The following is a 23,850-nucleotide window of genomic DNA, read 5'->3' as shown; positions in this document are numbered from 1 at the left end:
GCCGCCCGTTATCATGGCCTCCGCGCCGCGCGGGCGCGTTCCGGGAAGCGCCATGTCCAACCGCACCGTCCTCACGCTGTTCGCCGTCGCCGTCGCCGCCGCCTTGGGGCTGTGGGCCGCGCAGCGCCATTTCGGCGCGCCGGCCGCCTCCTCGCTGCCGCAGACCCGCGCGGTGCGGCTGTTCCCGTCGCCGCGCGAACTGCCGCCGTTCTCGCTGCGCCAGTCCGACGGCACCGCGCTGGTGCCGGGCGAGCTGAAGGGCCACTGGACCGTGGTGTTCCTCGGCTTCACCCACTGCCCCGACGTCTGCCCGACCACGCTGGCCGAGCTGGCGCGGGCGCAGAAACAATGGGCCGCGCTCCCCGAAGCCAGCCGGCCGCGGGTGCTGTTCGTCTCCGTGGACCCCGAACGCGACACGCCCGACCGCATCGGCGAGTACGCGCACGCCTTCCACAAGGACACCCTGGCGGCGACCGCGGACATTCCGGCGCTGGAGAACTTCGCCAAGTCGCTGAGCCTGGTGTTCGCCAAGGTGCCGGCGCCGGAAGGCGCTCCCGCGGACCAGTACAGCGTCGACCACAGCGCGACCCTGGCCGTGCTCGACTCCGAGGGGCGCATGGCCGGCATCGTGCAGCCGCCGCTGGACCCGGAGGCGATCGGCGCCGACCTGGCGGCGCTGACCCGCGCCCGGCCTTGAGCCTCCCCGCATGCCGCGAGGCGTCCGCGCGTTCCGCATGGGCGGCGCCGCCCCTCGCCGCATCCGGGACGGCGCGCTGAACCTCGATCCGGCCGCCGGCGCCCCGAGCGGAATGCGCCCCCAACTCCCCACGACGACGACGCGATGAGCCCCACCACCCTGCTGACCCATGTCCTGCCGCACCGGCTGCTGTCCTCGGCGGCGCGTTCGCTCGCCTATTCGCGTTCTCCGCGGGTGAAGCAGTGGCTGATCGACGCGGTGGTGCGCCGCTTCGGCGTCGACCTGAGCGAGGCGGCCGAACCGGATCCGCGCGCCTACCCGACGTTCAACGCGTTCTTCACCCGCGCGCTCAGGCCGGGGGCGCGCACGCCCGACCCGGACCCGCGCGCGCTGCTGATGCCGGCCGACGGCCGCATCAGCCAATGCGGACCGATCGCGGACGGCCGCATCTTCCAGGCCAAGGGCCAGGGCTTCACCGCCGCCGAACTGCTCGCCGACGAGGCCGCGGCCGCGCCGTTCCGCGCCGGCTCGTTCGCCACCGTGTACCTGTCGCCGCGCGACTACCACCGCGTGCACATGCCCTGGACCGGAACGCTGCGCGAAACCGTGCACGTGCCCGGCCGGCTGTTCAGCGTCGGCCCCGACGCGGTGCGCAGCGTGCCGCGCCTGTTCGCGCGCAACGAACGCCTGGTCTGCCACTTCGATACCGACTTCGGCCCGATGGCGGTGGTGATGGTCGGCGCGCTGCTGGTCTCGGGCGTGGAGACGGTCTGGAGCGGCGTGGAGATCCCGCGCTACGCCGACGCGGTGGTGCGCAAGGACTATCGCGGCGCCGGCATCGTCCTGGCGCGCTTCGCCGAGATGGCGCGCTTCAATTACGGCTCGACGGTGATCGTGCTGCTGCCGCCGGGCGTGGTCGCCCTGGACCCGGCGCTCGCCGCCGAAAGCCCGGTGCGCCTGGGCGAACGGCTGGGGCTGCTCGCTTCGCCATAAGCGGGCCCCTCGAAGAGCGGGACGGAACGAGGCCGGGCGCGAACGGCCGCGGCGAAGCGCGATCGGCCTAGCCCTCGCAGCCTTCCAGCTTGAGCTTCTGCCCGGCCCTGATCGCGAAGCGCGGGGCCTTGAGGCCGTTGGCGCGGGCCAGGCCGCCGGTGTCGCACTGGAACTTCTGCGCGATCGCCGGCAGGGTCTCGCCGCGCTGCACGGTGTAGGACGCCGGGCGCGCCGGCCTGGGCACCGCCGCGGCGGCCGCCTCCCCCGCGGTGTCCGCGTCCGCCGGCGGCGCGGCGGCGATGCCCGCATCCGGGGCCACCGGCGTGACCGGGCCGGTGCGCACGATCGCCCGGGTCGGGTCGCTGGTCACCAGGGTGTGCGCCAGGTCGGCGCGCGGCCCCTTCTCGCACCAGCGCCCGTACAGGCCCACCATCTTGGCGGTGGCGTTGAGCACGGTGCCGGCCGGCAGCCAGGCGTCGGCCTGGTAGCGCGGGTTGAGGTTGCGCAGCGCGCGCATGTAGCCGTCGCGGGTGTCGCCGTTGCCCATGCAGATGGTCAGTTCGTAGATCGAGCTCGGCCGGCTCAGGCGCAGCGGCGCCGGGCGCGCGTCGACCTTGGGGAAGCGCAGGCCGTATTCCTTCGGGTGCAGGAACAGCCAGGCGGCGGCGATCACCATCGGCACGTAGTCGCGCGTCTCGGCCGGGAACTGCGTGTAGACGCTCTCGTCCCAGAAGTCGCGCCCGCCGCTGCCGTTGTACACCCGCAGCGCGCGCCCCTCGCCGCCGTTGTACGCGGCGAGCGACAGCTCGATGCTGCGGTTGAGCTGGCCGAGACGTTCGTTGAGGTACTCGGCGGCCGCCTCGGCGGCGCGCCGCGGGTCGTAACGGGTGTCGAAGCCGGTGCCGTCGTCGCCCAGGCCGAAGCGCTTGCCCGTGGCGTACATGAACTGCAGCGGCCCGGCCGCGCCGGCGCGCGAGGTCGAATGCACGCGGCCGTTGGATTCCTTGGCCAGGATGCCGAACAGCAGCGCCTCCGGCAGGCCCGCGCGCTGGAACTGCGGCCACATCAGCTGGCGCATGTACTGGTAGTTCTCGTACGAGTCCATCAGCGCCGGGCGCATGTCGGTGAGCCAGCGGCGGATGCCGGCCTGCACCGCCGGGTTGTACTTCACCATCTCCACGAAGCGGCGGCCGTCGGCGTCCAGCAGCGCCGCCGCGCGCGCCGCCTCCGGCACGTCGGCGGCCAGGGCGGCCGCGTCCGCGGCGGCCTCGTCCTCCGGCAGTTCCTCGCCGCTGGCGGCGTCGGCGTTCTGCTTGAGCAGGCGCTTGTACGCGGCCAGCAGCGTGGTCGGCGAACAGCCCTTCTGCTTGGCGCAGGCGGCCATCGTGTCTTCCATGTCCTGCAGCGCGGCGTCGACTTCGGCGCGGCCGGCCGGATCGGCGTTGCCGATCATCACCACGCCGCGGCGATAGCGGCTCTCCGCCGCCTGCATGCGCTGGTTCAGCGCCTCCACCGCGGCCTGGTCCTTCTTGGACAGCGCGTCGGCGTCGCGGGAAAAGACAACCAGGCCGAGCGCGAGCAGCGCGACGGGGACACGTGGGGAAGCGGGCATGGACGGCGGCGGGCGCGGCGGCGAACAGGAGCGGCAGAGTAGCCCCGCGCCGCGCGCCGCGGCAACTGCGATCGCGCCGGCCGCTGTTCACGATTCGGGCATAGAATCCCGTCCCTGGCCCCTCTTTCAAGGAAGCGCGCTCATGGACCCGATCCTCCTCGGCAAGGCCGTCACGTCCCCGACCGGCGGGGGCCCGGTGTTCCTGCAGCCGCGCTTCGGCAACCGCCACGGGCTGGTCGCCGGCGCCACCGGCACCGGCAAGACCGTGACCCTGATGACTCTGGCCGAAGGCTTCTCGCGCCTTGGCGTGCCGGTGTTCCTGGCCGACGTGAAGGGCGACGTCTCGGGGCTGGCGGTGGCCGGCGCGGGCAGCGACAAGCTGGCCGCGCGCGTCGCCGAGATCGGCATCCCCGACCACCGCTTCGAGCCCAACCCGGTGGTGTTCTGGGACCTGTTCGGCAAGCTCGGCCACCCGGTGCGCACCACCGTCAGCGAGATGGGCCCGACCCTGCTGGCGCGCATCCTCGAACTCAACGACACCCAGGGCGGCGTGCTCGACATCGTGTTCAAGCTGGCCGACGACCGTGGCCTGCTGCTGCTCGACCTGGAGGACCTGCGCGCCCTGCTCGGCCTGGTGGCCGAGGAGCGCAAGGACATCTCGACCCGCTACGGCCTGGTCAGCGCGCAGTCGATCGGCGCGATCCAGCGCGCGCTGCTGCGGCTGGAACAGGAAGGCGGCGAGATGTTCTTCGGCGAGCCGGCGCTGGAGCTGGCCGACCTGATGCGCACCGCGCCCGACGGCCGCGGCCTGATCAACGTGCTCGCCTCCGAACAGCTGGTGCTGAAGCCGCGGCTGTACAGCAGCTTCCTGCTCTGGCTGCTGTCGGAGCTGTTCGAGACCCTGCCGGAGGTGGGCGACCTGGACAAGCCCAAGCTGGTGTTCGTGTTCGACGAGGCGCACCTGCTGTTCGACGACGCGCCGCCGGCGCTGCAGCAGCGGGTCGAGCAGGTGGTCCGGCTGATCCGCTCCAAGGGCGTGGGCGTGTACTTCTGCTCGCAGTTCCCCGACGACGTGCCGGACGAGATCCTCGGCCAGCTCGGCAACCGCGTGCAGCACGCGCTGCGCGCCTTCACCCCGCGCGACCAGAAAGCGGTGAAGACCGCGGCGCAGACCTTCGTGCCGAACCCGGCGCTGGACGTGGCCGCGACGATCTCCCAGCTCGGCACCGGCGAGGCGCTGGTCTCGACCCTGCAGGACAAGGGCGTGCCGATGCCGGTGGAGAAGACGCTCATCGCGCCGCCGCGCTGCCGCATGGGCGCGATCACCGAGGCCGAGCGCGCCCAGGTCCGCGCCGGCAGCCCGGTCGGGCACAAGTACGACGAGCGCATCGATCGCGAATCCGCCACCGAGCTGCTCGCCAAGCGCGCCGAAACCGCCGCCGCGCAGGCCAAGGCGCCGCCCGCGCGCACCCGCGAGCAGGACGAGGCCGAGGACGGCGGCTTCGGCCAGGCGGTCAAGGACGCGGTGTTCGGCACCGGGCGCCGCCAGGGCATGGTCGAGGCCATGGCCAAGCAGACCGCGCGCACGGTCGGCAGCCGCATCGGCCAGCAGATCGTGCGCGGGCTGCTCGGCGGGCTGTTCGGCGGCCGCCGCTGAAAACCCCGGGGCGAGCGTCGGGGAACGAGCCCGTATCGTGCGGGCGAGTCCGGCGGCCGCCGCGGCGACAAGCTTCCCCATCTCGTTCCTCTTCGCTCGTTCCTCGCCCATGGGCCGCTGGCGTCCCCCTCCCGAGAAAAGCACCGCGCTGATCACCCGTGAAGGCCACGACCGGCTCAAGGCCGAGCTCGACGAACTGTGGCGGGTGAAGCGGCCGGAGGTGGTCAAGGCGCTGGCCGCGGCCGCGGCCGAGGGCGACCGCTCGGAGAACGCCGAGTACACCTACCGCAAGAAGCAGCTGGCCGAGATCGACCGCCGCGTGCGCTACCTGAGCAAGCGCCTGCCGGCGCTGCGCGTGGTCGAGGGCGCGCCGAGCGATCCGGAGGCGGTGTTCTTCGGCGCCACCGTCGAGGTCGAGAACCTGGCCAGCGGCGACTGCCAGCGCTACCGCATCGTCGGCCCGGACGAGACCGACGCCAGGGCCGGCTGGATCAGCATCGATTCGCCGCTGGCGCGGGCGATGCTGAAGAAGCGCCTGGACGAGGAGTTCGAGGTCGTACTGCCGGCGGGGCCGGCGCGGTTCGCGATCGTCGACATCCGTTACGGCCGCTAGGGCATGCCTCCCCCTCATCCCCGGCCCCTCTCCCGCTTGCGGGAGAAGGGTTCATGGGTGGCGGTGAGACGCATCGCGGCGACTCCATTCCCTCTCCCGCAAGCGGGAGAGGGCCGGGTGAGGGCAAGGAGAGCCGCGACGCTCAGTCGTCGAACGCGACCTCGCCGTACAGGTCGTGCTCGTCGCTGCCCATGATCTCGACGTCGACGAATTCGCCGGGCCTGAGGCCGGCCTCGAAGCCGTTCTGGATCTGCACCAGGCCGTCGATCTCCGGCGCGTCGAAGCGCGAGCGCGCGAGCGCCAGCTCGCCGTCGATCGCGTCCACCAGGCAGCGCTGCACCGTCCCGACCTTGGCCTCGAGCTTCGCGGCGGAGATCTCCGCCTGCCGCTCCATGAAGCGCGCCAAGCGTTCCTGCTTGACCGCCTCCGGCACCGGATCGGGCAGCGCGTTGGCGCTGGCGCCCTCCACCGGCGAGTAGGCGAACGCGCCGACGCGGTCCAGCTGCGCCTCGTCGAGGAAGTCCAGCAATTCCTCGAACTCGGCGTCGGTCTCGCCGGGGAAACCGACGATGAAGGTGGAGCGGATCGCGATCTCGGGGCAGATCTCGCGCCAGCGGCGGATGCGCTCGAGCACCTTGTCCACCGCGCCCGGCCGCTTCATCAGCCGCAGGATGCGCGGGCTGGCGTGCTGGAACGGAATGTCCAGGTACGGCAGCAGCCTGCCCTCGGCCATCAGCGGCACCACGTCGTCCACGTGCGGGTACGGATAGACGTAGTGCAGCCGCGTCCACACGCCCAGCTCGCCCAGCCCCTCGCACAGCGCCTTCATCCGCGTGGCGTAGGCGCGGCCGCGCCATTCGCGCTCGGCGTACTTCAGGTCGACGCCGTAGGCGGAGGTGTCCTGCGAGATCACCAGCAGTTCCTTGACCCCGCCCATGACCAGCTTTTCCGCCTCGCGCAGCACCTGGTCGACCGGCCGCGAGACCAGGTCGCCGCGCATCGACGGGATGATGCAGAAGCTGCAGCGATGGTTGCAGCCTTCGGAGATCTTCAGGTAGGCGTAGTGCTTGGGGGTCAGCTTGACCCCGACCGCGTCCGTGTCCGCCTCGTTGGACCGACGGGGCACCAGATCCAGGAACGGATCGTGCCGGGGCGGCAGCGCCGCGTGCACCGCCCGCATCACGCTGGCGTAGTCCTGCGGGCCGCTGATGGCCAGCACGCCCGGATGCGCCTCGCGGATCTGCTCCGGCCTCTTGCCGAGGCAGCCGGTGACGATGACCTTGCCGTTCTCGGCCATCGCCTCGCCGATCGCGTCCAGCGATTCGGCGACGGCCGAATCGATGAAGCCGCAGGTGTTGACCACCACCACGTCGGCCGCGTCGTAGCTGGGCACGATCTCGTAGCCCTCGACCTTGAGCTGGGTCAGGATGCGCTCGGAGTCGACCAGCGCCTTGGGGCAGCCGAGGCTGACGAAACCGACTTTGGGATGGGCTAGGGGCATGGCGAAGGCTGCGGTGCGTCCCGGCTGGGGACCTGTTGTCGTTCGCCGGGGAGCGGAAAGCTCGCTGCGACCGAACGGCGGAAAGCCGCGGATTATACGCCGGGGGCTAGAATCGACCTGGCCCGCTTCCCCCGAAACTGAACGCCGCCATGCCCCACTGGCTCGACCTCGATACCGCCCACGGCCCGGTCCGCGCCTGGCGCGCTGACCCGGCCGGCCCGTCGCGCGGCGCGGTGCTCGTGCTGCAGGAAATCTTCGGCCTGAACCCGCACATCCGCGCCGTCGCCGAGCGCTTCGCCGACGCCGGCTTCGTCGCCCTCGCCCCGGCGCTGTACGACCCGATCGCGCGCGGGGTCGAGTTGGGCTACGACGCGGCCGGCACCGAACGCGGCCGCGCCTTGCGCGAACAGCTCGGCTTCGACCGCGCGATCGACATCGTCAAGGCCGCCGCCGACCTGCTCCAGCACGGCGAAGGCCTGCGCGTCGGCGCGGTCGGGTTCTGCTGGGGCGGCAGTGTGGCCTTCCTCGCCAATACCCGCCTCGGCCTGCCGGCGGTGTCGTATTACGGCGCGCGCACGATGCCGTTCCTGGACGAACCGCTGCGCGCGCCGATGCTGTTCCACTTCGGCGCCGAGGACCCGAGCATCCCGCCGGAGGACATCGAGGCGCACCGGCGGCGCCAGCCGAACGCGCGCATCCACGTCTATCCCGGCGCCGGCCACGCGTTCAACCGCGACGTCGACAACCACGCCCATCACCCGGCCAGCGCCGGGCTGGCCTGGCGCCGCACCGTCGATTTCCTCGCCGAGAGCCTGCGATGAACCGGGACGCGCGCTGGCAGCTGCACCCGCAGCTGGCCGAGGACACCCATCCCGTCGCCCAGTTCGCGCTCAGCGAGTTGCGCCTGATGGACGACGCGCACCATCCGTGGCTGATCCTGGTGCCGCGGGTCGGGAACGCGGTCGAACTGATCGACCTGGACGAGGCGCAGCAGGCCGAACTGACCCGCGAGATCGCCCGCGCCTCGCGCGCGCTGCGCGCCGCGTTCCGGCCGGACAAGCTCAACGTCGCCGCGCTCGGCAACCTGGTGCCGCAGCTGCACGTGCACGTGATCGCCCGCTTCCGCGACGACATCGCCTGGCCCAAGCCGGTCTGGGGCATGGCCGCGGCGCAGCCGTACACGCCGGAGGCGCTGGTCGAGCGGATCGAACGCCTGCGCGCCGCATTGGCCTCGTGAGCGGCGCGCCCGGCGACTGCGGGATCGAAGCGCTGGCCGACGACGCTTGGCTGCTGCGCTTCGGCGCGCGCCTCGACCCGCACCTCAACGCCCGCGTGCACGCCGTCGCCGCGCGCCTGCGCCAGGCCGCGCCGGAATGGCTGCGCGACCTGGTGCCGGCGTTCGCCAGCCTCGGCGTGTTCTTCGACCCGGCGGCGGACCCGGCACGCGTACGCGCCGAATTGCTCGCCCTGGCGGATGCGCACGCCCCGGCGACGCGCGCGCCGGAGGCGGCGCGGATCGTCGAGATCCCGGTCGCGTACGGCGGCGACTGCGGGCCGGACCTCGAAGCCGCCGCCGCCGAGCTTGGCCTGGCGCCGGCGCAGCTGGCCGAGCGCCACGCCGCCGGCGACTACGTCGTCGCGATGATCGGCTTCGCGCCGGGCTTTCCCTACCTGCTCGGGCTCGACCCCGCGCTCGCGCTGCCGCGCTTGGCGACGCCGCGCACGCGCGTGGCCGCCGGCAGCGTGGCGATCGGCGGCGCCCAGAGCGGCATCTACCCGCGCGAGAGCCCGGGCGGCTGGCGCATCCTCGGCCGCACGCCGCTCGCGCTGTTCGATCCGGCGCGCGAGCCGCCGGCGCTGCTGCAACCCGGCGACCGGGTGCGGTTCGTCGCGGTCGGTGCGGCGGAAGCGGGCTTCGACGGAGCCGCGCGATGAGCCGCGCCCTGCAGGTGCTGGCGCCCGGTCTGCAAACCACCGTGCAGGACGGCGGGCGCACGGGCTGGCGGCATCTCGGCGTGGCGTGCGCCGGCGCGCTCGATCCGGATGCCGCGCGCCTGGCCAATCGCCTGGCCGGCAACGACGTCGATGCGGCGGTGCTGGAAATCGCGCTGCGCGGGCCGACGCTGCGCTTCGACGCGCCGGCGCGGATCGCGCTGGTCGGCGCACGGGTCGAGGCGCGCTTCGACGGTGTCGCGGTTCCCTGCGGCCGCCCGGTGGAACTGCCTGCCGGCACCCTGCACCTGGGCGCGGTGCGCGGCGGCGCGCGCGCCTGGCTGGCGGTGTCCGGCGGCATCGCGCTGCCGGCCGTGCTCGGCAGCCGCAGCACCGACCTGCGCGGCGGCTTCGGCGGCGCGCACGGGCGCGCGCTGCGCGCCGGCGACGTGCTGCCGCTGGGCGACGCCGATGCGTTCGATTGCGCGGCGCCGCGCGCGCCGGCGTGGTGGGTCGATCCGCGCCACGGCGACGATGCCGACGCGCCGATCCTGTACCGCCCCTCGCCGCATCCGTGCGCGCACGCGCTGGCGGCGCGCGCCTGGCGGGTCGATCCCGGCAGCAACCGCCAGGGCCTGCGCCTGCGCGGCGAGCCGTTGCGCGCGGACGCGGCGGACGGCGTGTCCGAACCGGTGGCGCCCGGCACCCTGCAGTTGCCGCCGGACGGCCAGCCGATCGTGCTGCTCGCCGATGCGCAGACCGTCGGCGGCTACCCGCGCCTGGGCCACGTGATCGCCGCGCATCTGCCGCGCCTGGCGCAAGTCCTGCCCGGCCGCACCTTGCGCTTCGCGCCCTGCGACGCGGCGACCGCACAGCGCCTGGCTTGCGCCGCGCGGGCACGGCTCGCCAGAATCGCGCTCATGCTCGACGCGCATCCGGCCGCGTCTCCTCTTTTCCGTTCTCTGGCGAGATCCCCATGAAATCCAACATCGTCGGCGCGCTGGTGCTGGTCGTCCTCGGCACGCTGTTCCTGCTCAACAACCTGGGCTTCACCGACATGAGCCTGGGCCGGCTGCTGATGACCTGGTGGCCGGCGCTGCTGATCGCGGTCGGCCTGGGCATGCTGTTCAAGCGGGGCTGAGGCCGCGGGCGGCCGCCGTGGACAAGCGCATCGACTTCAACTGCGATCTCGGCGAAGGCTGCGGCGACGATGCGGCGATCGTGCCGTCGATCAGCTCGGCGAGCATCGCCTGCGGCGGCCATGCCGGCGACGAGGCGACGATGCGCGCGACCCTGCGCCTGTGCCGCGCGCACGGCGTCGCCGCCGGCGCCCATCCCTCGTTCGAGGACCGCGCGCACTTCGGCCGCCGCGCGCTGGCGTTGCCGCCGGCGGAAATCGCCGCGGCGGTGCGGCGCCAGCTCGCCCGGCTCGCGGCCGTCGCGAACGAGGAAGGCGTGCGCCTGGCCCACGTCAAGCCGCACGGCGCGCTGTACAACCTGGCCGCCGACGACCGCGCCGTCGCCGACGCGATCGCCGCGGCGGTCGCCGGGTTCGACCCGGCGCTCGCGCTGTACGCGCTTTCCGGCTCGGCCCTGGCCGAGGCCGGCGAGGCGCGCGGGCTGCGCGTGGCGCACGAGGTGTTCGCCGAGCGCGGCTACGACCGGCGCGGCCGCCTGCTCCCGCGGGGCGCGCCGGGCGCGGTGCTGGAATCGCTGGACGCGGCGATCGCGCAGGCCCGGCGCCTGGCCGCGCGCGGCGAGGTCGTCGCCGGCGACGGCGGCCTGGTCGCGCTGCGGGCCGACACGTTGTGCCTGCACGGCGACCGCCCCGACGCCGCCGCGTTCGCCCGCGCCCTGCGCGCGGCGCTGGACGCCGAAGGCGTGGCGGTCAGGCCGTTCGGAGCGGCGCCATGAACTACTGGCCGTTGCTCGGGGTCGCTGCGGTCGTCGTCGGCTTCGTGCTGCGGCTCAATCCGGCGCTGGTGGTGGTGGTCGCCGGCTTCGTCACCGGGCTGGCGGCGCGGCTGTCGCCGCTCGAGGTGCTCGACATCCTCGGCCGCGCCTTCACCGAGAAGCGCTACCTGTTGCTGTTCCTGCTGACTTTGCCGGTGATCGGCCTGCTCGAACGCCACGGCCTGAAGGAACACGCGCAGCGCTGGGTCGCGCGGCTGCGCGGGGCGACCCTGGGCCGCCTGCTCGTCGCCTACCTGGCGATGCGCCAGCTGGCCGCGTCGCTCGGGCTGACCAGCCTCGGCGGGCACCCGCAGACCGTGCGCCCGCTGCTCGCGCCGATGGCCGAGGCCGCGGCCGAACTGCGCCACGGCGCGCTCGACGACGCCGCGCGCCAGCGCATCCGCGCGATGGCCGCCGGCACCGACAACGTCGGCCTGTTCTTCGGCGAGGACGTGTTCATCGCGTTCGGGGCGGTGCTGCTGATCCAGGGCTTCTTCGTCGAGCACGGCATTCGCCTGGAGCCGCTGCAGATCGCGCTGTGGGGCATCCCCACCGCGATCTGCGCGTTCCTGATCCACGCGGTCCGGGTATTCCGGTTCGAACGCCGGCTGGCGCGGGCGCGAGCCGCCGGGCGCGAAGGGTGAGCCGCGCGTGATCGGGCTGGCCTTCGTCTACTGGCTGCTCGGCGCCTACCTGGCGGCGCTGGCCTGGCGCGGCCTGCGCGACCGCGGCAACCCGCGGCGCCACACCACCGCGCTGTTTTGGGGACTGCTCGCGGCGCTGCTGTTCGCGGCCGAGCAGCTGCCGGCGCGCCTGGTCGGCGCGGCGGTGGTGCTGCTCGCGGCGCTGGCCGGTTTCGGCGGGCTGCGCATGGGCCGCTACGACGAAAGCGGCGCCGAGGAGAAGCGCAGCGAAGCGCGGCGCCTGGGCAACCGGCTGTTCCGGCCGGCCTTGCTGATCCCGGCGGTGACGCTGCTGGGGGCGCTCGGGCTCCAGCACCTGCGCATCGGCGGCACGCCGCTGCTGGATCCGGCCAACGTCACCCTGGTGTCGCTGGCGCTCGCCTGTCTGGTCGCGCTCGCCGCCGCGTGCCGGCTGACCCGGCAGACGCCGTGGAGCGCGGTCGAGCAGTCGCGGCGCCTGGTCGACGCGATCGGCTGGGCCGCGCTGCTGCCGCTGCTGCTGGCCACGCTCGGCAGCGTGTTCGAGGCGGGCGGCGTCGGCCAGGCGGTGGCCGGCGTGGTGCGGGCGCTGATCCCGGTCGAGAACCCGTTCGCGGTGGTGCTCGCCTACGCACTGGGCATGGCGCTGTTCACCGTCATCATGGGCAACGCCTTCGCCGCCTTCCCGGTGATGACCGCCGGCATCGCCCTGCCCCTGCTGGTGCGCCAGCACGGCGCCGAGCCGGCGGCGCTGGCGGCGATCGGCATGCTCTCGGGCTACTGCGGCACGCTGATGACGCCGATGGCGGCCAACTTCAACCTGGTGCCGGCGGCGCTGCTGGAGCTCGAGGACCCGTACGGGGTGATCCGCGCGCAATGGCTCACCGGCGCGCTCCTGCTGCTGTGCAACGTGCTGCTGATGTACTGGTTCGCGTTCCGATGAGCGCCTTCGCCGAACCCGTCGTGCTGCTGACCGGCTTCGCCCCGTTCGGCGGCGAAAGCGTGAACCCGAGCTGGGATGCGGTGCGCGCGCTCGACGGCGAGCGCATCGCCGGGCACCGGGCCGTGGCGCGCTGCCTGCCGGTGGAGTTCGGCGCTTCGTTGCGGGCGCTGTGGGCCGCGCTGGACGAACTGCGGCCGGCGCTGGTCCTGTGCGTGGGCCAGGCCGGCGGGCGCGCGCAGCTCTCGCTGGAGCGCGTCGCGATCAACGTGGACGACGCGCGCATCCCCGACAATGCCGGCGCGCAGCCGGTGGACACGCCGGTGATCGCGGGCGGCCCCACCGCCTATTTCACCGGCCTGCCGATCAAGGCGATGCTGGCGGGGCTGCGCGCGGCCGGCGTTCCCGCGGAGATCTCGCAGACCGCCGGCACCTACGTCTGCAACCACGTGTTCTACGGCCTGATGCACGCCCTGCGCGAGCGCCCCGGCGTGCGCGGCGGCTTCGTCCACATCCCCTACGCGCCGGCGCAGGCCGCGCGCCATCCGGGCGCGCCGAGCCTGCCGATCGAAACCGTCGTGCAGGGCCTGCGGCTGGCGCTGGACGTGGCCCTGACCACCGGCGCGGACCACCGGTTCGCCGCGGGCGCGGAGCACTGACTCGCCACCGGCTTGAACGAACGCGGGCCGGACCCCAAGGCCCGGCCCGCGTTCGCGCCTGCCGCGGGCCCCGCGTCAGTCCGCTTCGACGACCTGCGTATCCGCCACCACGTCGTGCAGGCAGCGGCGGTCGGAGCGGAAGATGAAGAGCACGTTGACCAGGCTGATCAGCCCGCCGACGAGCGGCACCAGGCCGATGCCGTTGGCGAACAGGTAACGGCGCCCGAGCAGCACGCCCAGGTCGGGCTGGCGGCCCTCCATGTCGACGATCCTGATGCCGACGATCTTCTTGCCCCAGGTCTGCCCGCTGTTCTTCAGCGGCACGTACTGGATGGCGAAGAACACCGCCAGGCCCACCACGCCCCAAAGCAACTGCACGCCGATCCCCGGCCCGCCGTCCGACATCGTCGCGAAGTAGCCGCCGGCGAACATGATCGGCAGCATGACGACGATGGCGATCACCGCATCCAGCAATGCGGCCCCGAGACGCTTGCCGCGCCCGGCGAGCCGCAGGTCGCCGCTGTAGTCCTGCACCTGCGTCTGCGGGCTCTGGTACGGGTTTTGCTGTTCCATTCGCTTCTCCCCAAGGTTGTGTGGCTCGGATTCGAGGGCCGTTGGCGAATTCCCCCTCGCCTTCCTTCCGCGCCGCCGGCCCCCGGCTGCGGCGCGCGAAGCTCAGGTGCGCGGCAGCGTCACCCCGGTCTGGCCCTGGTACTTGCCGCCGCGGTCCTTGTACGAGGTTTCGCACACCTCGTCCGACTGGAAGAACAGCATCTGCGCCACGCCCTCGCCGGCGTAGATCTTCGCCGGCAGCGGCGTGGTGTTGCTGAACTCCAGGGTCACGTGGCCTTCCCACTCCGGTTCCAGCGGCGTGACGTTGACGATGATGCCGCAACGCGCGTAGGTGCTCTTGCCCAGGCACACCACCAGCACGTCGCGCGGGATGCGGAAGTACTCGACCGTGCGCGCCAGCGCGAAACTGTTCGGCGGGATGATGCACACGTCCGACTCGATGTCGACGAAGCTGCCGCTGTCGAAGTTCTTCGGGTCGACGATGGTCGAGTTGATGTTGGTGAACACCTTGAACTCGCGCGAGCAGCGCACGTCGTAGCCGTAGCTCGAGGTGCCGTAGCTGACGATGCGGTGGCCGTCGGCGGCGGTCTTGACCTGGCCGGGCTCGAACGGCTCGATCATGCCGTGCCGTTCGGCCATGCGGCGGATCCATCGGTCGGACTTGATGCTCATGCGGCGGCGTCGGGGCAATGGGAAGCGGCGATTCTAAGCGGATTCGGCGCCGGACGGCCGGGCCGCCGTGTCCCACGTGGCAGGCGGACCGGCCAGCCCAGGCGCGGCCGGGCCGGCCCGCGTCGCTCCACGTCCGTCGCCTGCCTGCCTCCGCCATCGCGCCGTGGCCGCCGCGCCGGTCCCGCGGATCGCGCGTCCGGCGCGCGACCGCTTCGGCGGCGTCAGCGCAGCGTGACCGCCAGCGGCCTGGCCACCTGCGGCCGCCGCGCGAGCTCGACCGCCAGCCGCCGCGCCGTATTCCGGTAGGCGCGCGCCGCGGCGCTGTCCGGCGCGGCGGCGACCACCGGCACGCCGGCGTCGCCCTGCTCGCGGATCGCGATCTCCAGCGGCAGGCTGCCGAGCAACGGCACCCCGTACTGCGCGGCCATGCGCTGGCCGCCGCCTTCGCCGAACACGTGCTCGGCATGGCCGCAGTTGGAGCACACGTGCACCGCCATGTTCTCGACCAGGCCGAGCACCGGCACCTGCACCTTCTCGAACATCTTCAGCGCCTTGCGCGCGTCCAGCGTGGCCACGTCCTGCGGCGTGGTCACGATCACCGCGCCGGCGACAGGGATCTTCTGCGCCAGCGTCAGCTGGATGTCGCCGGTGCCGGGCGGCAGGTCGACGACCAGGTAGTCCAGATCTCCCCAGCGCGTCTCGTTCAGCAGTTGGGTGAGCGCCGAGGTCGCCATCGGCCCGCGCCAGATCATCGGCGTGTCCTGCTCGACCAGCAGGCCGATCGACATCGCCTCCACGCCGTGCGCGCGCATCGGCTCGATGGTCTTGCCGTCGGGGCTGTCCGGGCGCCCGCCCAGACCGAGCATGGTCGGCACGCTCGGCCCGTAGATGTCGGCGTCGAGCACGCCCACGCGCGCGCCGTCCGCCGCCAGCGCCAGGGCGAGGTTCACCGCGGTCGTCGACTTGCCCACGCCGCCCTTGCCCGAGCCGACCGCGATCAGATTGCGCGCCGCCGGCAGCGGCGTCAGGTTCGGCTGCACCGCATGCGCGGCGATACGCGAATGCAGCTCCAGCCGCGCCAGGGAGGCGCCCTCGGCCGCGGCGGCCCGCTCGGCTTGCGCCTGCAGCCAGGGCCGCAGCCAGTCGCCCGGGAAGCCCAGGACCACCTCGATCGCGGCGCGGCCGTCGCTGACGGCCGCCCTGATCCGGGCACCGGCTTCGGTCAGGGAAACGCCGAGCTCCGGAGCCTCGAGCGCCGCCACCCGTGCCTGCAATGCCTCACTCACGCGAGCCGCCTTTGCCAGATTTGGCGATTGTTGTCACGCCTTTTCACCTCTGTTAATTCCGTGTTACGTTCGGGCCGTCAAGGGGGATTGACACCAGACACATCATGGCCCAGGGACCGGGCCTCTTGCTTTTTCTTCTGTCCGCAACGAAGCCAACTTGGGGGATTCTAGATGGCAGCAACGCACATGCGCCGCCTGCGGCGCAATCGTTTGAGCGCAGCACTCCTCACCGCGTTTCTGATGCCGATCACGGCAGCCGCACAGGATTCGAGCAGCACGCAATCCGGACAAGCGGAACCGGCAGCAGAAACACAGCAGTCCCAGGCGAAAGATCTGGATACGGTCACCGTCACCGGCTCGCGCATCGGCAGGGACGTGTTCAATTCGGTTTCGCCCGTGCAAGTCATCACGCGCGAGGAAACGACCCTTGCCGGCTTCGATTCGACCACCGGCGTACTGCAAAGCACCAGCGTGACCGCCGGTTCCTCGCAGATCAACAATGCCTACGGCGGCTATGTCACCGATGGTGGACCCGGCGCCAACACCTTGTCGCTGCGCGGCCTGGGGGCAACTCGGACGCTCATTCTGCTCAACGGCCGCCGCGTATCTCCGGCGGGGTCGCGCGGATCGGTCGGTTCCGCCGACTTGAACGTGCTGCCCAACTCCATGATCGATCGCATCGAGGTCCTGAAGGACGGCGCATCGTCGATCTACGGATCGGACGCGGTCGCAGGCGTCGTGAACATCATCACCCGCAAGCGTGCCGACGGCGTCACCATGGAGGCGCAACACAACGCGACCGAGGGCGGTGGCGGCGACTCCAGCCGTTACTCGATCATGTTCGGTTCGACCGGGGACAACTCCCACATTTCCGGGTCGTACGAATACTACCGCCGCAACGAACTCACCATCGGCGATCGCGACTGGGCCGGAGGGTGCCCGACCACGATGTGGCGCGACATCGAGGCTGGTGACTATTGGGGCAGCGGCGACTACATCGATCCGATGACCGGCCGGCCGAAGTGCTGGCACCTCGACGCGGGCGGCGTCACGATCAACACGATCGGCACCAATACTCGCACCGGCGTCGCCGGTCCGGGCGCCACCGGCACGCGCTTCAACCGTTGGCGGCCCAATTCCGCGGTCACCACGGGCCTGGTCGGCTTCGAAGGTGTCAGCTACGACAGCCGCGACACGTTCGACCCCGACATGCTGAACGAATCGCTGATTTCGCCGGTGACTGTCCATACCGGCTATCTGCAGGGCGGATTCGACATCGGCGCCCTGGGCGATGCCGAGGTCTTCTACGAGGTGCTCGGCAACAAGCGCAAGTCGTCCCAGACCGGCTACCGTCAGCTGAGCCTCGACTACGCCGTGGGCAGCCCGCTGATTCCCGCCAACCTGTCCACCTCGGTATTCTCCCCCGCACCGAGCGAGCTGACCAACGGCCGGAACGTCGGTGTTCGCGCCTTCATCGGCTTCGGCAACGACCACAGCAAGCAGGACGTCGAATTCTGGCGCGCACTGGCAGGCATTCGCGGCAAGCTGGGCTCCTCCTGGAACTACGAGTTCGGCCTGATGAAGTCCCGCTCGGATGCGGACTACACCTTCGAATCGTTCCTGACGGATCGGCTCGCGCAAAGCCTGGACGTGGTGTCGGATGGCGCCGGCGGTTTCGTCTGCCGCAACGCCGCGAACGGCTGCGTCGCCGCTCCGGCGCTGACCACCGCCACCATCGCCGGCGATATGCCGTCCGCTTGGAAGGACTGGGTCTTCGTGCCGGTCACCGGCAATACGCTGTACGAGGAGACCACGGCCAACTTCAATGTGAACGGCCCGCTGTTCGACATGCCGATCGGCGGCACGGTCCAAGGTGCGTTCGGCGTGGAGTGGCGCGAGGCGAAGATCGACGACACGCCCAACATCCACTCGATCAACAGCAATCTCTACAACCTGACTTCGTCCACGCCCACCCGCGGCAAGGACTCGGTCATGGAAGTGTACGGGGAGGTCGAATTCCCGCTGCTGTCCGGAGTGCGGGGCGCGGAAGAGCTCACGTTCAACGTATCCGGGCGCTACACGGATTACGACTCCTATGGCAGCGACACCACATACAAGATCGGCGCCCTGTGGACGCCGGTGAGTTGGATGTCGTTGCGAGCGTCGTACGGCACCTCGTACCGCGCACCCGCGCTGTTCGAACAGTTCCTGGGCGCGACCACCGGCTTCCTCGCCAGTTCCAACGATCCATGCAACGAGTACGGGGAGCGCGAGCCGAACACGCCGACCTACGTCAACTGCGCCGCCGAGGGCCTGCCCCCGGACTTCTCGGCGACCACATCGGTTGAAGTCGTGACGCTGGGCGGCGCCGAAACCGGACTGTCGGCCGAGACCTCGAAGAACTTCACCGTCGGACTGGTGTTCCAACCGGAGTTCTCCAACAATTTCGGCGACCTGTCTTTTGCCGTCGACTACTACGACATCGAGGTCGAGAACGGAGTCGACCGCGCGGGTGCGGCGAACATCCTGTCGCTGTGCTATGGGGGGAATGACTTCGCTGAAGACGCCGGCTTCTGCCGACTCGTTTCGCGCGACCCCGGATCGAACCAGCTGACGGTGTTGAACGGCTACGTCAACATCTCGACCGACATCGTCCGCGGCCTGGATTTCACCACCCGCTACGTACGCGACATCGGACCGGGCGAATTCCGTGCCACATTGCTCCTGACCCGCTTCCTGGAGCAGTCCAGCAAGGTCTTCCAGGACGATCCGTTGATCGACTACAACGGCATGCTGCAGCGCCCGGAGTACACCGGCACCCTCGATCTGTCGTACACCGTCAAGAACTGGCGCCTGCGCTACGGCCTGGAGTGGATCGACGGGATGTCGAGCTACGACTACTACGCGCGTGAGAATCCCGGCCTGGACTTCAATCCGAGCACGTCGATGTACAAGATCTACACGCCGAACTATTTCCTCTCGAGCGTGTCGGCGCAGTACAACGGCGACAAGTGGTCGGTCACGGCCGGCGTCCGCAACATGTTCGACAAGGAGCCGCCGACGATCTCGCAAGGCATTTACAACACGGTCGGCAATGCCTTGTTGTACAGCGGCTACGACTACTTCGGCCGGACGTTCTTCGTCAACGTAACGAAGTCGTTCTGACGCCTTTCAGCAGGCCACCGCCTTCGGGCGGTGGCCTCTTTCTTGGCATACAGCGAAACCGCTGGCCAGACACGCGCATACGAAAAGACGGAACGGACGCATGAATCGCATCATCACGGCTTTGGTGCTCGCCGCAGCACCTATCCTGTCCTTTGCCGCCACCACACCAGCCCGCCCGACCATAGAACAGCTCGCCGCGTTTCCCGAGTACTCGAGTTTCACGCTCTCACCCGACGGCAAGCACGTCGCCGCATTGCTGGCTCGCGGCGAGGACCGTGTCATTGCGGTATGGCGATCCGATGCACTAGATCAAGCCCCGACCATCATCGGCACGCAAAAGATGAAGTTCTCCGCCGTCTCGTTCATCAAGAACGATCTCCTGGCGGTGAACCTGTGGCAACCCTATGACCTGCGACTGGATCGCGTCACCAAGACGTTCATCTCGAAACTGGTCATTACCGACTTGAAAGGCGAGAAGTGGAACGACCCGCTTCCCTTGCCTCGCGCCGCCAGTCGCGACGAACAGCTGGCGCAGGCAAGGACCAGTCCCACGGTGCTGGATTCTCTGCCCAACGATCCCGACCACATCCTGGTCGTGAACAACGTCGGCAGCGAATCAGGCGACGTTTACAAGGTCAACGTCCGCACCTTCAAGTCGGAGCGCATCCAGCGCTCCGAAGAGAACGTCTCCGGGTATGTGACCGATGCGGCGGGCAACCTTCGGGCCCGGCTCAAGCTCGACGTGGACGGCCAGGGCGCGTTCGTCGCCGCCGAGTTCCGCAATCCGGCCACGGGCAACTGGGAGGAGCACTTCCGGTCCCACGTCAAAAACCGCGATGTCACTTCCTTGATAGGCTTCGCGGAAGACCCCAATACGGCATTCATCCTGAGCAATGAGGGCCGCGACAAGGCCGTCATCCTCGAATACGACATTCCGAGCCGCACCCGGAAGGAAGTTCTGTTCGAGCATAAGTTCTTCGATGCTGCCGATGTCATCGTCAATCGTTTTCGGGACGCGCCGGACCGTGCTCTCGGAAAGCTCATCGGTGTCGTCTACCAAGGGCCTCGTGGAGACGATGTCCAATGGACGGACCCTGCAATGCGGGCGCTCGATGCTGGCCTCAGGCAAGCGTTGCGCATTCCCCAGCAAGATGTCGAACTCGTCGATCCTGCGACGGGACAACGCGTCGAAGTACGCTACCCCGCCGAAAGGGACTACACGATAATCGGTCGCACGCCGGACCTCTCCACCGTCCTGATCCGCGTCGACGGCCCGTCCACCCCTCCCGAGTACCATCTTTTCCATAACGGAAGCCTGAGCCTGCTGGCACGCGCTTATCCCAAGCTCGATGCACGCGCGCTCGGAACGACCGCGCTCGTGCACTACAAGGCCCGCGACGGACTCGACATTCCCGCCTTCCTGACACGCCCGAACCCGGAACTTTGCGGCCCGGGGCCGTGGCCGGCCGTCGTGCACCCGCACGGCGGGCCTTGGGCCCGCGACTCGATGTCCTTCGACGAATCGATGTGGACGCCCATGCTCGCCTCGCGTTGCATGGCGGTGCTGCGCCCGCAGTTCCGTGGATCGCAAGGCTGGGGCCGCAAGCTCTGGCTCGCCGGCGACCAGGAATGGGGGCAGAAGATGCAGGACGACAAGGATGACGGCGCCCGATGGTTGATCGATCAGGGCATCGCGCAGAGAGGGCGAATTGCCATGTTCGGCTTCTCGTATGGCGGCTATGCGGCGTTCGCCGCCTCCGTCCGGCCGCATGATCTCTACAAGTGTTCGATTGCAGGTGCTGGCGTCTCCGACATTGACCGGATCTGGGCAAGGTTCTACATGAATCCCTTCTTCCGGCAAGCGCAGGCCCATACTGTCAAGGGGCTAAGTCCACTCTCCCTTGCCGCGGAAACGAAGATTCCGTTGATGGTCTTCCACGGCGATCGGGATCAGACTGTGCCGCTGGAGCAGTCGGAGTGGTTCGTCGACAAGGCCAAGAGCGCCGGGCGCCCGGTGGAATTCCACGTGATCGCCGACTATGGCCACGGCCCTGCGTGGACGCGAGAGATATTCGCCACGCAGTTGCGGCTGATCGACGACTACCTGCGCGAAGGCTGCGGCGGCAAGGGCCTGTAATGCCTGACTGGTTCATGGGCAAGCACCGGGGATCTGCTGCGATGCGCCACGCGGCCCGTCTCGAATGCGGTATAACACGCAGGCCCCGCTGGCATTCATCCACCCGGGAGAGGAAACGCATGCGCACGAAACTACTCGCCCTGCTGTTGCTGGCCCTGCCGCTCGCCGCCTTCGCCCAGGGCGCCAGTCCGGTCGGCAGCTGGACCACGATCGACGACAAGACCCAGAAGCCGAAGTCCGTGGTCGAGATCTACCAGGCCAAGGACGGCACGCTGGCCGGGCGGGTCGCCGAGATCCTGCAGTCGGACCGCGGCCCGAACCCGGTCTGCGACAAGTGCACCGGCGAGCGCAAGGGCAAGCCGGTCAAGGGCATGGTGATCCTGTGGGGCGTCCGGCAGAAGGGCGACAGCTGGGAGGGCGGGCAGATCCTCGACCCGGCCAGCGGCAAGGTCTATTCGGTCAAGGTGCGGCCGATCGAGGACGGCAAGAAGCTCGAGGTGCGCGGCTTCCTCGGTTTCTCCCTGCTCGGCCGGACCCAGACCTGGGTCCGCCGCGACTGACGTCCGGCCGCAGGCCGCGCGGATACGACGCCCCGGTTCCGGGGCGTTCGTGTTTCTGGCCCGCCTCCGGGCGGAGCGCCTCGGCCGGCATGCGATAATTCCGATCCTTTTTCTCCCCTGCCGCCCATGTCCCGCGAGCTCGTCGTCACCTGCGCCCTGCCCTACGCCAACGGCCCCCTGCACCTCGGCCATCTGGTCGGCTACACCCAGGCCGACATCTGGTGCCGCGCGCAGCGCATGGCCGGGCACCGCACCTGGTACGTCTGCGCCGACGACACCCACGGCACGCCGATCATGCTCGCCGCGGAGAAGGCCGGCACCACGCCCGAGGCCTTCATCGCCGGCATCCAGGCCGGCCACGAGCGCGACTTCGCCGACTTCGGCATCGCCTTCGACCACTACGACTCGACCCACTCGGCGCGCAATCGCGCCCTGACCGAGGAGTTCTACCGTCGGCTGGAGCGCAACGGCCACATCGCCCGGCGTTCGGTCGCGCAGCTGTACGACCCGGTCAAGGGCATGTTCCTGCCCGACCGCTACGTCAAGGGCATCTGCCCCAACTGCGGCAGCGCCGACCAGTATGGCGACAACTGCGAGGTCTGCGGCGCCACCTACGCGCCGACCGAGTTGAAGGAGCCGCGCTCGGCGATCAGCGGCGCGCCGCCGGAACTGCGCGAGTCGGAGCACTTCTTCTTCGAGCTGGGCCGGTTCGAGGCCTTCCTGCGCGAGTGGCTGGCCGGCGACGTCGCCGTGCCGGGGGTCAAGGCCAAGCTGCAGGAATGGCTGGACGCGGAGGGCGGCCTGCGCGCCTGGGACATCTCGCGCGACGCGCCCTATTTCGGCTTCGAGATTCCCGGCCATCCGGGCAAGTACCTGTACGTCTGGCTGGACGCGCCGATCGGCTACCTGTCGAGCTTCCAGGCCCTGTGCGAGCGCGAGGGCCTGGATTTCGCCTCCTACCTGGAGCCCGACAGCCCGGCCGAGCTGCACCACTTCATCGGCAAGGACATCGTCAACTTCCACGGCCTGTTCTGGCCGGCGGTGCTGCACGGCGCCGGCTTCCGCGTGCCGACCCGGCTGCACGTCAACGGCTACCTGACCGTCGACGGCGCCAAGATGTCGAAGTCGCGCGGCACCTTCGTGATGGCGCGCACCTACCTGGACGCCGGCCTCGATCCGGAGGCGCTGCGCTACTACTTCGCGACCAAGACCGGCGGCGGCGTCGACGACCTCGACCTCAACCTGGCCGATTTCGTCGCCCGCGTGAATGCCGACATCGTCGGCAAGTTCGTCAACCTGGCCAGCCGCTGCGCCGGCTTCATCGACAAGCGCTTCGGCGGCGAACTAGCCGCGCAGCTGCCCGAGCCGGCGATGTACGCGCGCTTCGTCGAGCAACTGGCGCCGATCGCGCAGGCCTATGCGCGCAACGAAGCGGCGACTGCGGTGCGCCTGGCAATGACGCTGGCTGACGAGGCCAACAAGTACATCGACGAGCACAAGCCGTGGGTGCTGGCCAAACAGGACGGCGCGGACGCGCAACTGCAGGCGGTGTGTACGCAGGGGCTGAACCTGTTCCGCGTGCTCGCCGCCGCGCTCAAGCCGGTGCTGCCGCGCACCAGCGCTCAGGCGGAGGCGTTCCTGGCCGCGCCGGTGACGCGCTGGGATGACCTGGCGGCGCCGCTGCTCGGCCACCGCATCCAGCCCTACGCGCCCCTGTTCACCCGCATCGACCCCAAGCTGATCGAGAAGATGATCGACGCCTCCAAGGAATCGCTGAAGCCCACCGACGCCGCGCCCACCGCTTCCGCCCAGGCGGAAACCGCAAAGCCCTCGCAGCCCGCTGCCGAAGCCCCCGCCTACGTCGGCATCGACGATTTCGCCAAGCTCGACCTGCGCGTGGGCAAGGTGCTGGCCTGCGGGTTCGTCGAGGGTTCCGACAAGCTGCTGCGCTTCGAACTCGACGCCGGCGAGCTGGGCAAGCGGCAGATCTTCTCCGGCATCCGCGCGTCCTACGCCGAGCCGGAAAAGCTGGTCGGCCGCAACGTCGTGTTCATCGCCAACCTGGCGCCGCGCAAGATGCGCTTCGGCGTCAGCGAGGGCATGATCCTCTCGGCCGGCTTCGACGGCGGCAGCCTGTTCCTGCTCGACGCCGACGCCGGCGCGCAGCCGGGCATGCCGGTGCGCTGATGCTTTCTTCCCCCTTTGCAAAAGGGGACCGAGGGGATTTGCTCTCCGGCA

General features: G+C 70.4%; 22 protein-coding genes. 17 read left to right on the top strand and 5 right to left on the bottom strand.

Annotated elements, in window-relative coordinates; all coding sequences use genetic code 11:
* Positions 1–52: 52 nt before the first annotated feature.
* Both EDC50_RS02885 and asd read left to right on the top strand, forming a co-directional pair.
* Positions 53–697 (top strand): SCO family protein, encoded by a 645-nt coding sequence (locus EDC50_RS02885; RefSeq protein WP_123768950.1) that lies wholly within the window; start codon positions 53–55, stop codon positions 695–697.
* A 144-nt stretch (positions 698–841) separates the two neighbouring features.
* Positions 842–1,690 carry an archaetidylserine decarboxylase gene (gene asd, locus EDC50_RS02880; protein WP_123768949.1) on the top strand — a complete coding sequence of 283 codons (849 nt, stop codon included), beginning with the start codon at positions 842–844 and terminating at the stop codon, positions 1,688–1,690.
* 67 nt (positions 1,691–1,757) lie between these two features.
* On the opposite strand, the gene EDC50_RS02875 is transcribed toward asd, so the two are convergent.
* Entirely contained in the window at positions 1,758–3,302 is a 1,545-nt protein-coding gene (locus EDC50_RS02875) for a transglycosylase SLT domain-containing protein (RefSeq protein WP_123768948.1), read from the bottom strand.
* A 142-nt stretch (positions 3,303–3,444) separates the two neighbouring features.
* On the opposite strand from EDC50_RS02875, the gene EDC50_RS02870 reads away from it, so the two are divergent.
* Together EDC50_RS02870 and greB are read left to right on the top strand one after the other, a co-directional pair.
* On the top strand, positions 3,445–4,959 hold the full coding sequence (locus EDC50_RS02870; protein ID WP_123768947.1) for a helicase HerA-like domain-containing protein: 1,515 nt from the start codon (positions 3,445–3,447) through the stop codon (positions 4,957–4,959).
* A gap of 109 nt (positions 4,960–5,068) precedes the next feature.
* Positions 5,069–5,572, top strand: coding sequence for a transcription elongation factor GreB (greB, locus tag EDC50_RS02865; RefSeq protein ID WP_123768946.1), 504 nt, complete (start codon positions 5,069–5,071; stop codon positions 5,570–5,572).
* A gap of 142 nt (positions 5,573–5,714) precedes the next feature.
* Here greB and rimO read toward each other — a convergent pair whose 3' ends face one another.
* The gene (gene rimO / locus EDC50_RS02860) at positions 5,715–7,073 is read right to left on the bottom strand and encodes a 30S ribosomal protein S12 methylthiotransferase RimO (protein ID WP_123768945.1); all 1,359 of its coding nucleotides are present in this window, start codon (positions 7,071–7,073) and stop codon (positions 5,715–5,717) included.
* Between the two features lie 149 nt (positions 7,074–7,222).
* Between rimO and EDC50_RS02855 the strand changes: the two genes are divergently transcribed.
* The 9 genes from EDC50_RS02855 to pcp are packed head-to-tail and all read left to right on the top strand — an operon-like array spanning position 7,223 to position 13,219.
* Positions 7,223–7,894, top strand: a complete 672-nt coding sequence (locus EDC50_RS02855; protein ID WP_123768944.1) for a dienelactone hydrolase family protein — start codon at positions 7,223–7,225, stop codon at positions 7,892–7,894.
* Positions 7,891–8,310 (top strand): HIT domain-containing protein, encoded by a 420-nt coding sequence (locus EDC50_RS02850; protein WP_123768943.1) that lies wholly within the window; start codon positions 7,891–7,893, stop codon positions 8,308–8,310. Before EDC50_RS02855 ends, EDC50_RS02850 begins: the two co-directional genes overlap by 4 nt.
* Positions 8,307–9,008, top strand: coding sequence for a 5-oxoprolinase subunit PxpB (gene pxpB, locus EDC50_RS02845; RefSeq protein ID WP_123768942.1), 702 nt, complete (start codon positions 8,307–8,309; stop codon positions 9,006–9,008). Before EDC50_RS02850 ends, pxpB begins: the two co-directional genes overlap by 4 nt.
* A complete protein-coding gene (locus tag EDC50_RS02840) occupies positions 9,005–9,985 on the top strand; it encodes a 5-oxoprolinase subunit C family protein (RefSeq protein WP_123768941.1) in 981 nt (326 codons plus the stop codon). The genes pxpB and EDC50_RS02840 overlap by 4 nt, the downstream gene beginning before the upstream one ends.
* Positions 9,982–10,146 carry a LiaI-LiaF-like domain-containing protein gene (locus EDC50_RS16285; RefSeq protein WP_170167584.1) on the top strand — a complete coding sequence of 55 codons (165 nt, stop codon included), beginning with the start codon at positions 9,982–9,984 and terminating at the stop codon, positions 10,144–10,146. The genes EDC50_RS02840 and EDC50_RS16285 overlap by 4 nt, the downstream gene beginning before the upstream one ends.
* A gap of 17 nt (positions 10,147–10,163) precedes the next feature.
* The gene (locus EDC50_RS02835) at positions 10,164–10,919 is read left to right on the top strand and encodes a 5-oxoprolinase subunit PxpA (protein ID WP_123768940.1); all 756 of its coding nucleotides are present in this window, start codon (positions 10,164–10,166) and stop codon (positions 10,917–10,919) included.
* Positions 10,916–11,602 carry a DUF969 domain-containing protein gene (locus EDC50_RS02830; RefSeq protein WP_123768939.1) on the top strand — a complete coding sequence of 229 codons (687 nt, stop codon included), beginning with the start codon at positions 10,916–10,918 and terminating at the stop codon, positions 11,600–11,602. The genes EDC50_RS02835 and EDC50_RS02830 overlap by 4 nt, the downstream gene beginning before the upstream one ends.
* A gap of 7 nt (positions 11,603–11,609) precedes the next feature.
* Positions 11,610–12,563 (top strand): DUF979 domain-containing protein, encoded by a 954-nt coding sequence (locus EDC50_RS02825; RefSeq protein WP_123768938.1) that lies wholly within the window; start codon positions 11,610–11,612, stop codon positions 12,561–12,563.
* Positions 12,560–13,219: a pyroglutamyl-peptidase I gene (gene pcp / locus EDC50_RS02820; RefSeq protein WP_123768937.1), complete on the top strand. Its 660-nt coding sequence runs from the start codon at positions 12,560–12,562 to the stop codon at positions 13,217–13,219. The genes EDC50_RS02825 and pcp overlap by 4 nt, the downstream gene beginning before the upstream one ends.
* Positions 13,220–13,294: 75 nt before the next feature.
* Here pcp and EDC50_RS02815 read toward each other — a convergent pair whose 3' ends face one another.
* The 3 genes from EDC50_RS02815 to apbC form a co-directional block, all read right to left on the bottom strand.
* Entirely contained in the window at positions 13,295–13,792 is a 498-nt protein-coding gene (locus tag EDC50_RS02815; RefSeq protein WP_123768936.1) for an RDD family protein, read from the bottom strand.
* A 102-nt stretch (positions 13,793–13,894) separates the two neighbouring features.
* Positions 13,895–14,464, bottom strand: a complete 570-nt coding sequence (gene dcd, locus EDC50_RS02810; protein WP_123768935.1) for a dCTP deaminase — start codon at positions 14,462–14,464, stop codon at positions 13,895–13,897.
* Positions 14,465–14,685: 221 nt separating this feature from the next.
* Positions 14,686–15,750: an iron-sulfur cluster carrier protein ApbC gene (gene apbC, locus EDC50_RS02805; protein ID WP_277872340.1), complete on the bottom strand. Its 1,065-nt coding sequence runs from the start codon at positions 15,748–15,750 to the stop codon at positions 14,686–14,688.
* Between the two features lie 171 nt (positions 15,751–15,921).
* On the opposite strand from apbC, the gene EDC50_RS02800 reads away from it, so the two are divergent.
* The 4 genes from EDC50_RS02800 to metG all read left to right on the top strand — a co-directional run bounded on the left by EDC50_RS02800 (position 15,922) and on the right by metG (position 23,799).
* Positions 15,922–18,915, top strand: a complete 2,994-nt coding sequence (locus EDC50_RS02800) for a TonB-dependent receptor plug domain-containing protein (protein WP_199742058.1) — start codon at positions 15,922–15,924, stop codon at positions 18,913–18,915.
* A 100-nt stretch (positions 18,916–19,015) separates the two neighbouring features.
* The gene (locus EDC50_RS02795) at positions 19,016–21,052 is read left to right on the top strand and encodes an alpha/beta hydrolase family protein (protein WP_123768934.1); all 2,037 of its coding nucleotides are present in this window, start codon (positions 19,016–19,018) and stop codon (positions 21,050–21,052) included.
* Between the two features lie 119 nt (positions 21,053–21,171).
* On the top strand, positions 21,172–21,612 hold the full coding sequence (locus EDC50_RS02790) for a DUF2147 domain-containing protein (RefSeq protein WP_123768933.1): 441 nt from the start codon (positions 21,172–21,174) through the stop codon (positions 21,610–21,612).
* A gap of 126 nt (positions 21,613–21,738) precedes the next feature.
* Positions 21,739–23,799, top strand: a complete 2,061-nt coding sequence (metG, locus tag EDC50_RS02785; protein WP_123768932.1) for a methionine--tRNA ligase — start codon at positions 21,739–21,741, stop codon at positions 23,797–23,799.
* The last annotated feature ends 51 nt before the right edge of the window (positions 23,800–23,850 follow it).

This window comes from Vulcaniibacterium tengchongense (assembly GCF_003814555.1).
GTDB lineage: Bacteria > Pseudomonadota > Gammaproteobacteria > Xanthomonadales > Xanthomonadaceae > Vulcaniibacterium > Vulcaniibacterium tengchongense.
The sequence above is the reverse complement of the archived record's forward strand: the minus strand, read 5'-3'. Positions and strand labels throughout refer to the sequence as shown.

Excerpts from the sequence above, each read along its gene's own strand:
- EDC50_RS02885 (WP_123768950.1), top strand. The coding sequence starts at position 53 with ATGTCCAACCGCACCGTCCTCACGCTGTTCGCCGTCGCCGTCGCCGCC.
- asd (WP_123768949.1), top strand. The coding sequence starts at position 842 with ATGAGCCCCACCACCCTGCTGACCCATGTCCTGCCGCACCGGCTGCTG.
- EDC50_RS02875 (WP_123768948.1), bottom strand. The coding sequence starts at position 3,302 with ATGCCCGCTTCCCCACGTGTCCCCGTCGCGCTGCTCGCGCTCGGCCTG.
- EDC50_RS02870 (WP_123768947.1), top strand. The coding sequence starts at position 3,445 with ATGGACCCGATCCTCCTCGGCAAGGCCGTCACGTCCCCGACCGGCGGG.
- greB (WP_123768946.1), top strand. The coding sequence starts at position 5,069 with ATGGGCCGCTGGCGTCCCCCTCCCGAGAAAAGCACCGCGCTGATCACC.
- rimO (WP_123768945.1), bottom strand. The coding sequence starts at position 7,073 with ATGCCCCTAGCCCATCCCAAAGTCGGTTTCGTCAGCCTCGGCTGCCCC.
- EDC50_RS02855 (WP_123768944.1), top strand. The coding sequence starts at position 7,223 with ATGCCCCACTGGCTCGACCTCGATACCGCCCACGGCCCGGTCCGCGCC.
- EDC50_RS02850 (WP_123768943.1), top strand. The coding sequence starts at position 7,891 with ATGAACCGGGACGCGCGCTGGCAGCTGCACCCGCAGCTGGCCGAGGAC.
- EDC50_RS02840 (WP_123768941.1), top strand. The coding sequence starts at position 9,005 with ATGAGCCGCGCCCTGCAGGTGCTGGCGCCCGGTCTGCAAACCACCGTG.
- EDC50_RS16285 (WP_170167584.1), top strand. The coding sequence starts at position 9,982 with ATGAAATCCAACATCGTCGGCGCGCTGGTGCTGGTCGTCCTCGGCACG.
- EDC50_RS02830 (WP_123768939.1), top strand. The coding sequence starts at position 10,916 with ATGAACTACTGGCCGTTGCTCGGGGTCGCTGCGGTCGTCGTCGGCTTC.
- pcp (WP_123768937.1), top strand. The coding sequence starts at position 12,560 with ATGAGCGCCTTCGCCGAACCCGTCGTGCTGCTGACCGGCTTCGCCCCG.
- EDC50_RS02815 (WP_123768936.1), bottom strand. The coding sequence starts at position 13,792 with ATGGAACAGCAAAACCCGTACCAGAGCCCGCAGACGCAGGTGCAGGAC.
- dcd (WP_123768935.1), bottom strand. The coding sequence starts at position 14,464 with ATGAGCATCAAGTCCGACCGATGGATCCGCCGCATGGCCGAACGGCAC.
- EDC50_RS02800 (WP_199742058.1), top strand. The coding sequence starts at position 15,922 with ATGGCAGCAACGCACATGCGCCGCCTGCGGCGCAATCGTTTGAGCGCA.
- EDC50_RS02795 (WP_123768934.1), top strand. The coding sequence starts at position 19,016 with ATGAATCGCATCATCACGGCTTTGGTGCTCGCCGCAGCACCTATCCTG.
- EDC50_RS02790 (WP_123768933.1), top strand. The coding sequence starts at position 21,172 with ATGCGCACGAAACTACTCGCCCTGCTGTTGCTGGCCCTGCCGCTCGCC.
- metG (WP_123768932.1), top strand. The coding sequence starts at position 21,739 with ATGTCCCGCGAGCTCGTCGTCACCTGCGCCCTGCCCTACGCCAACGGC.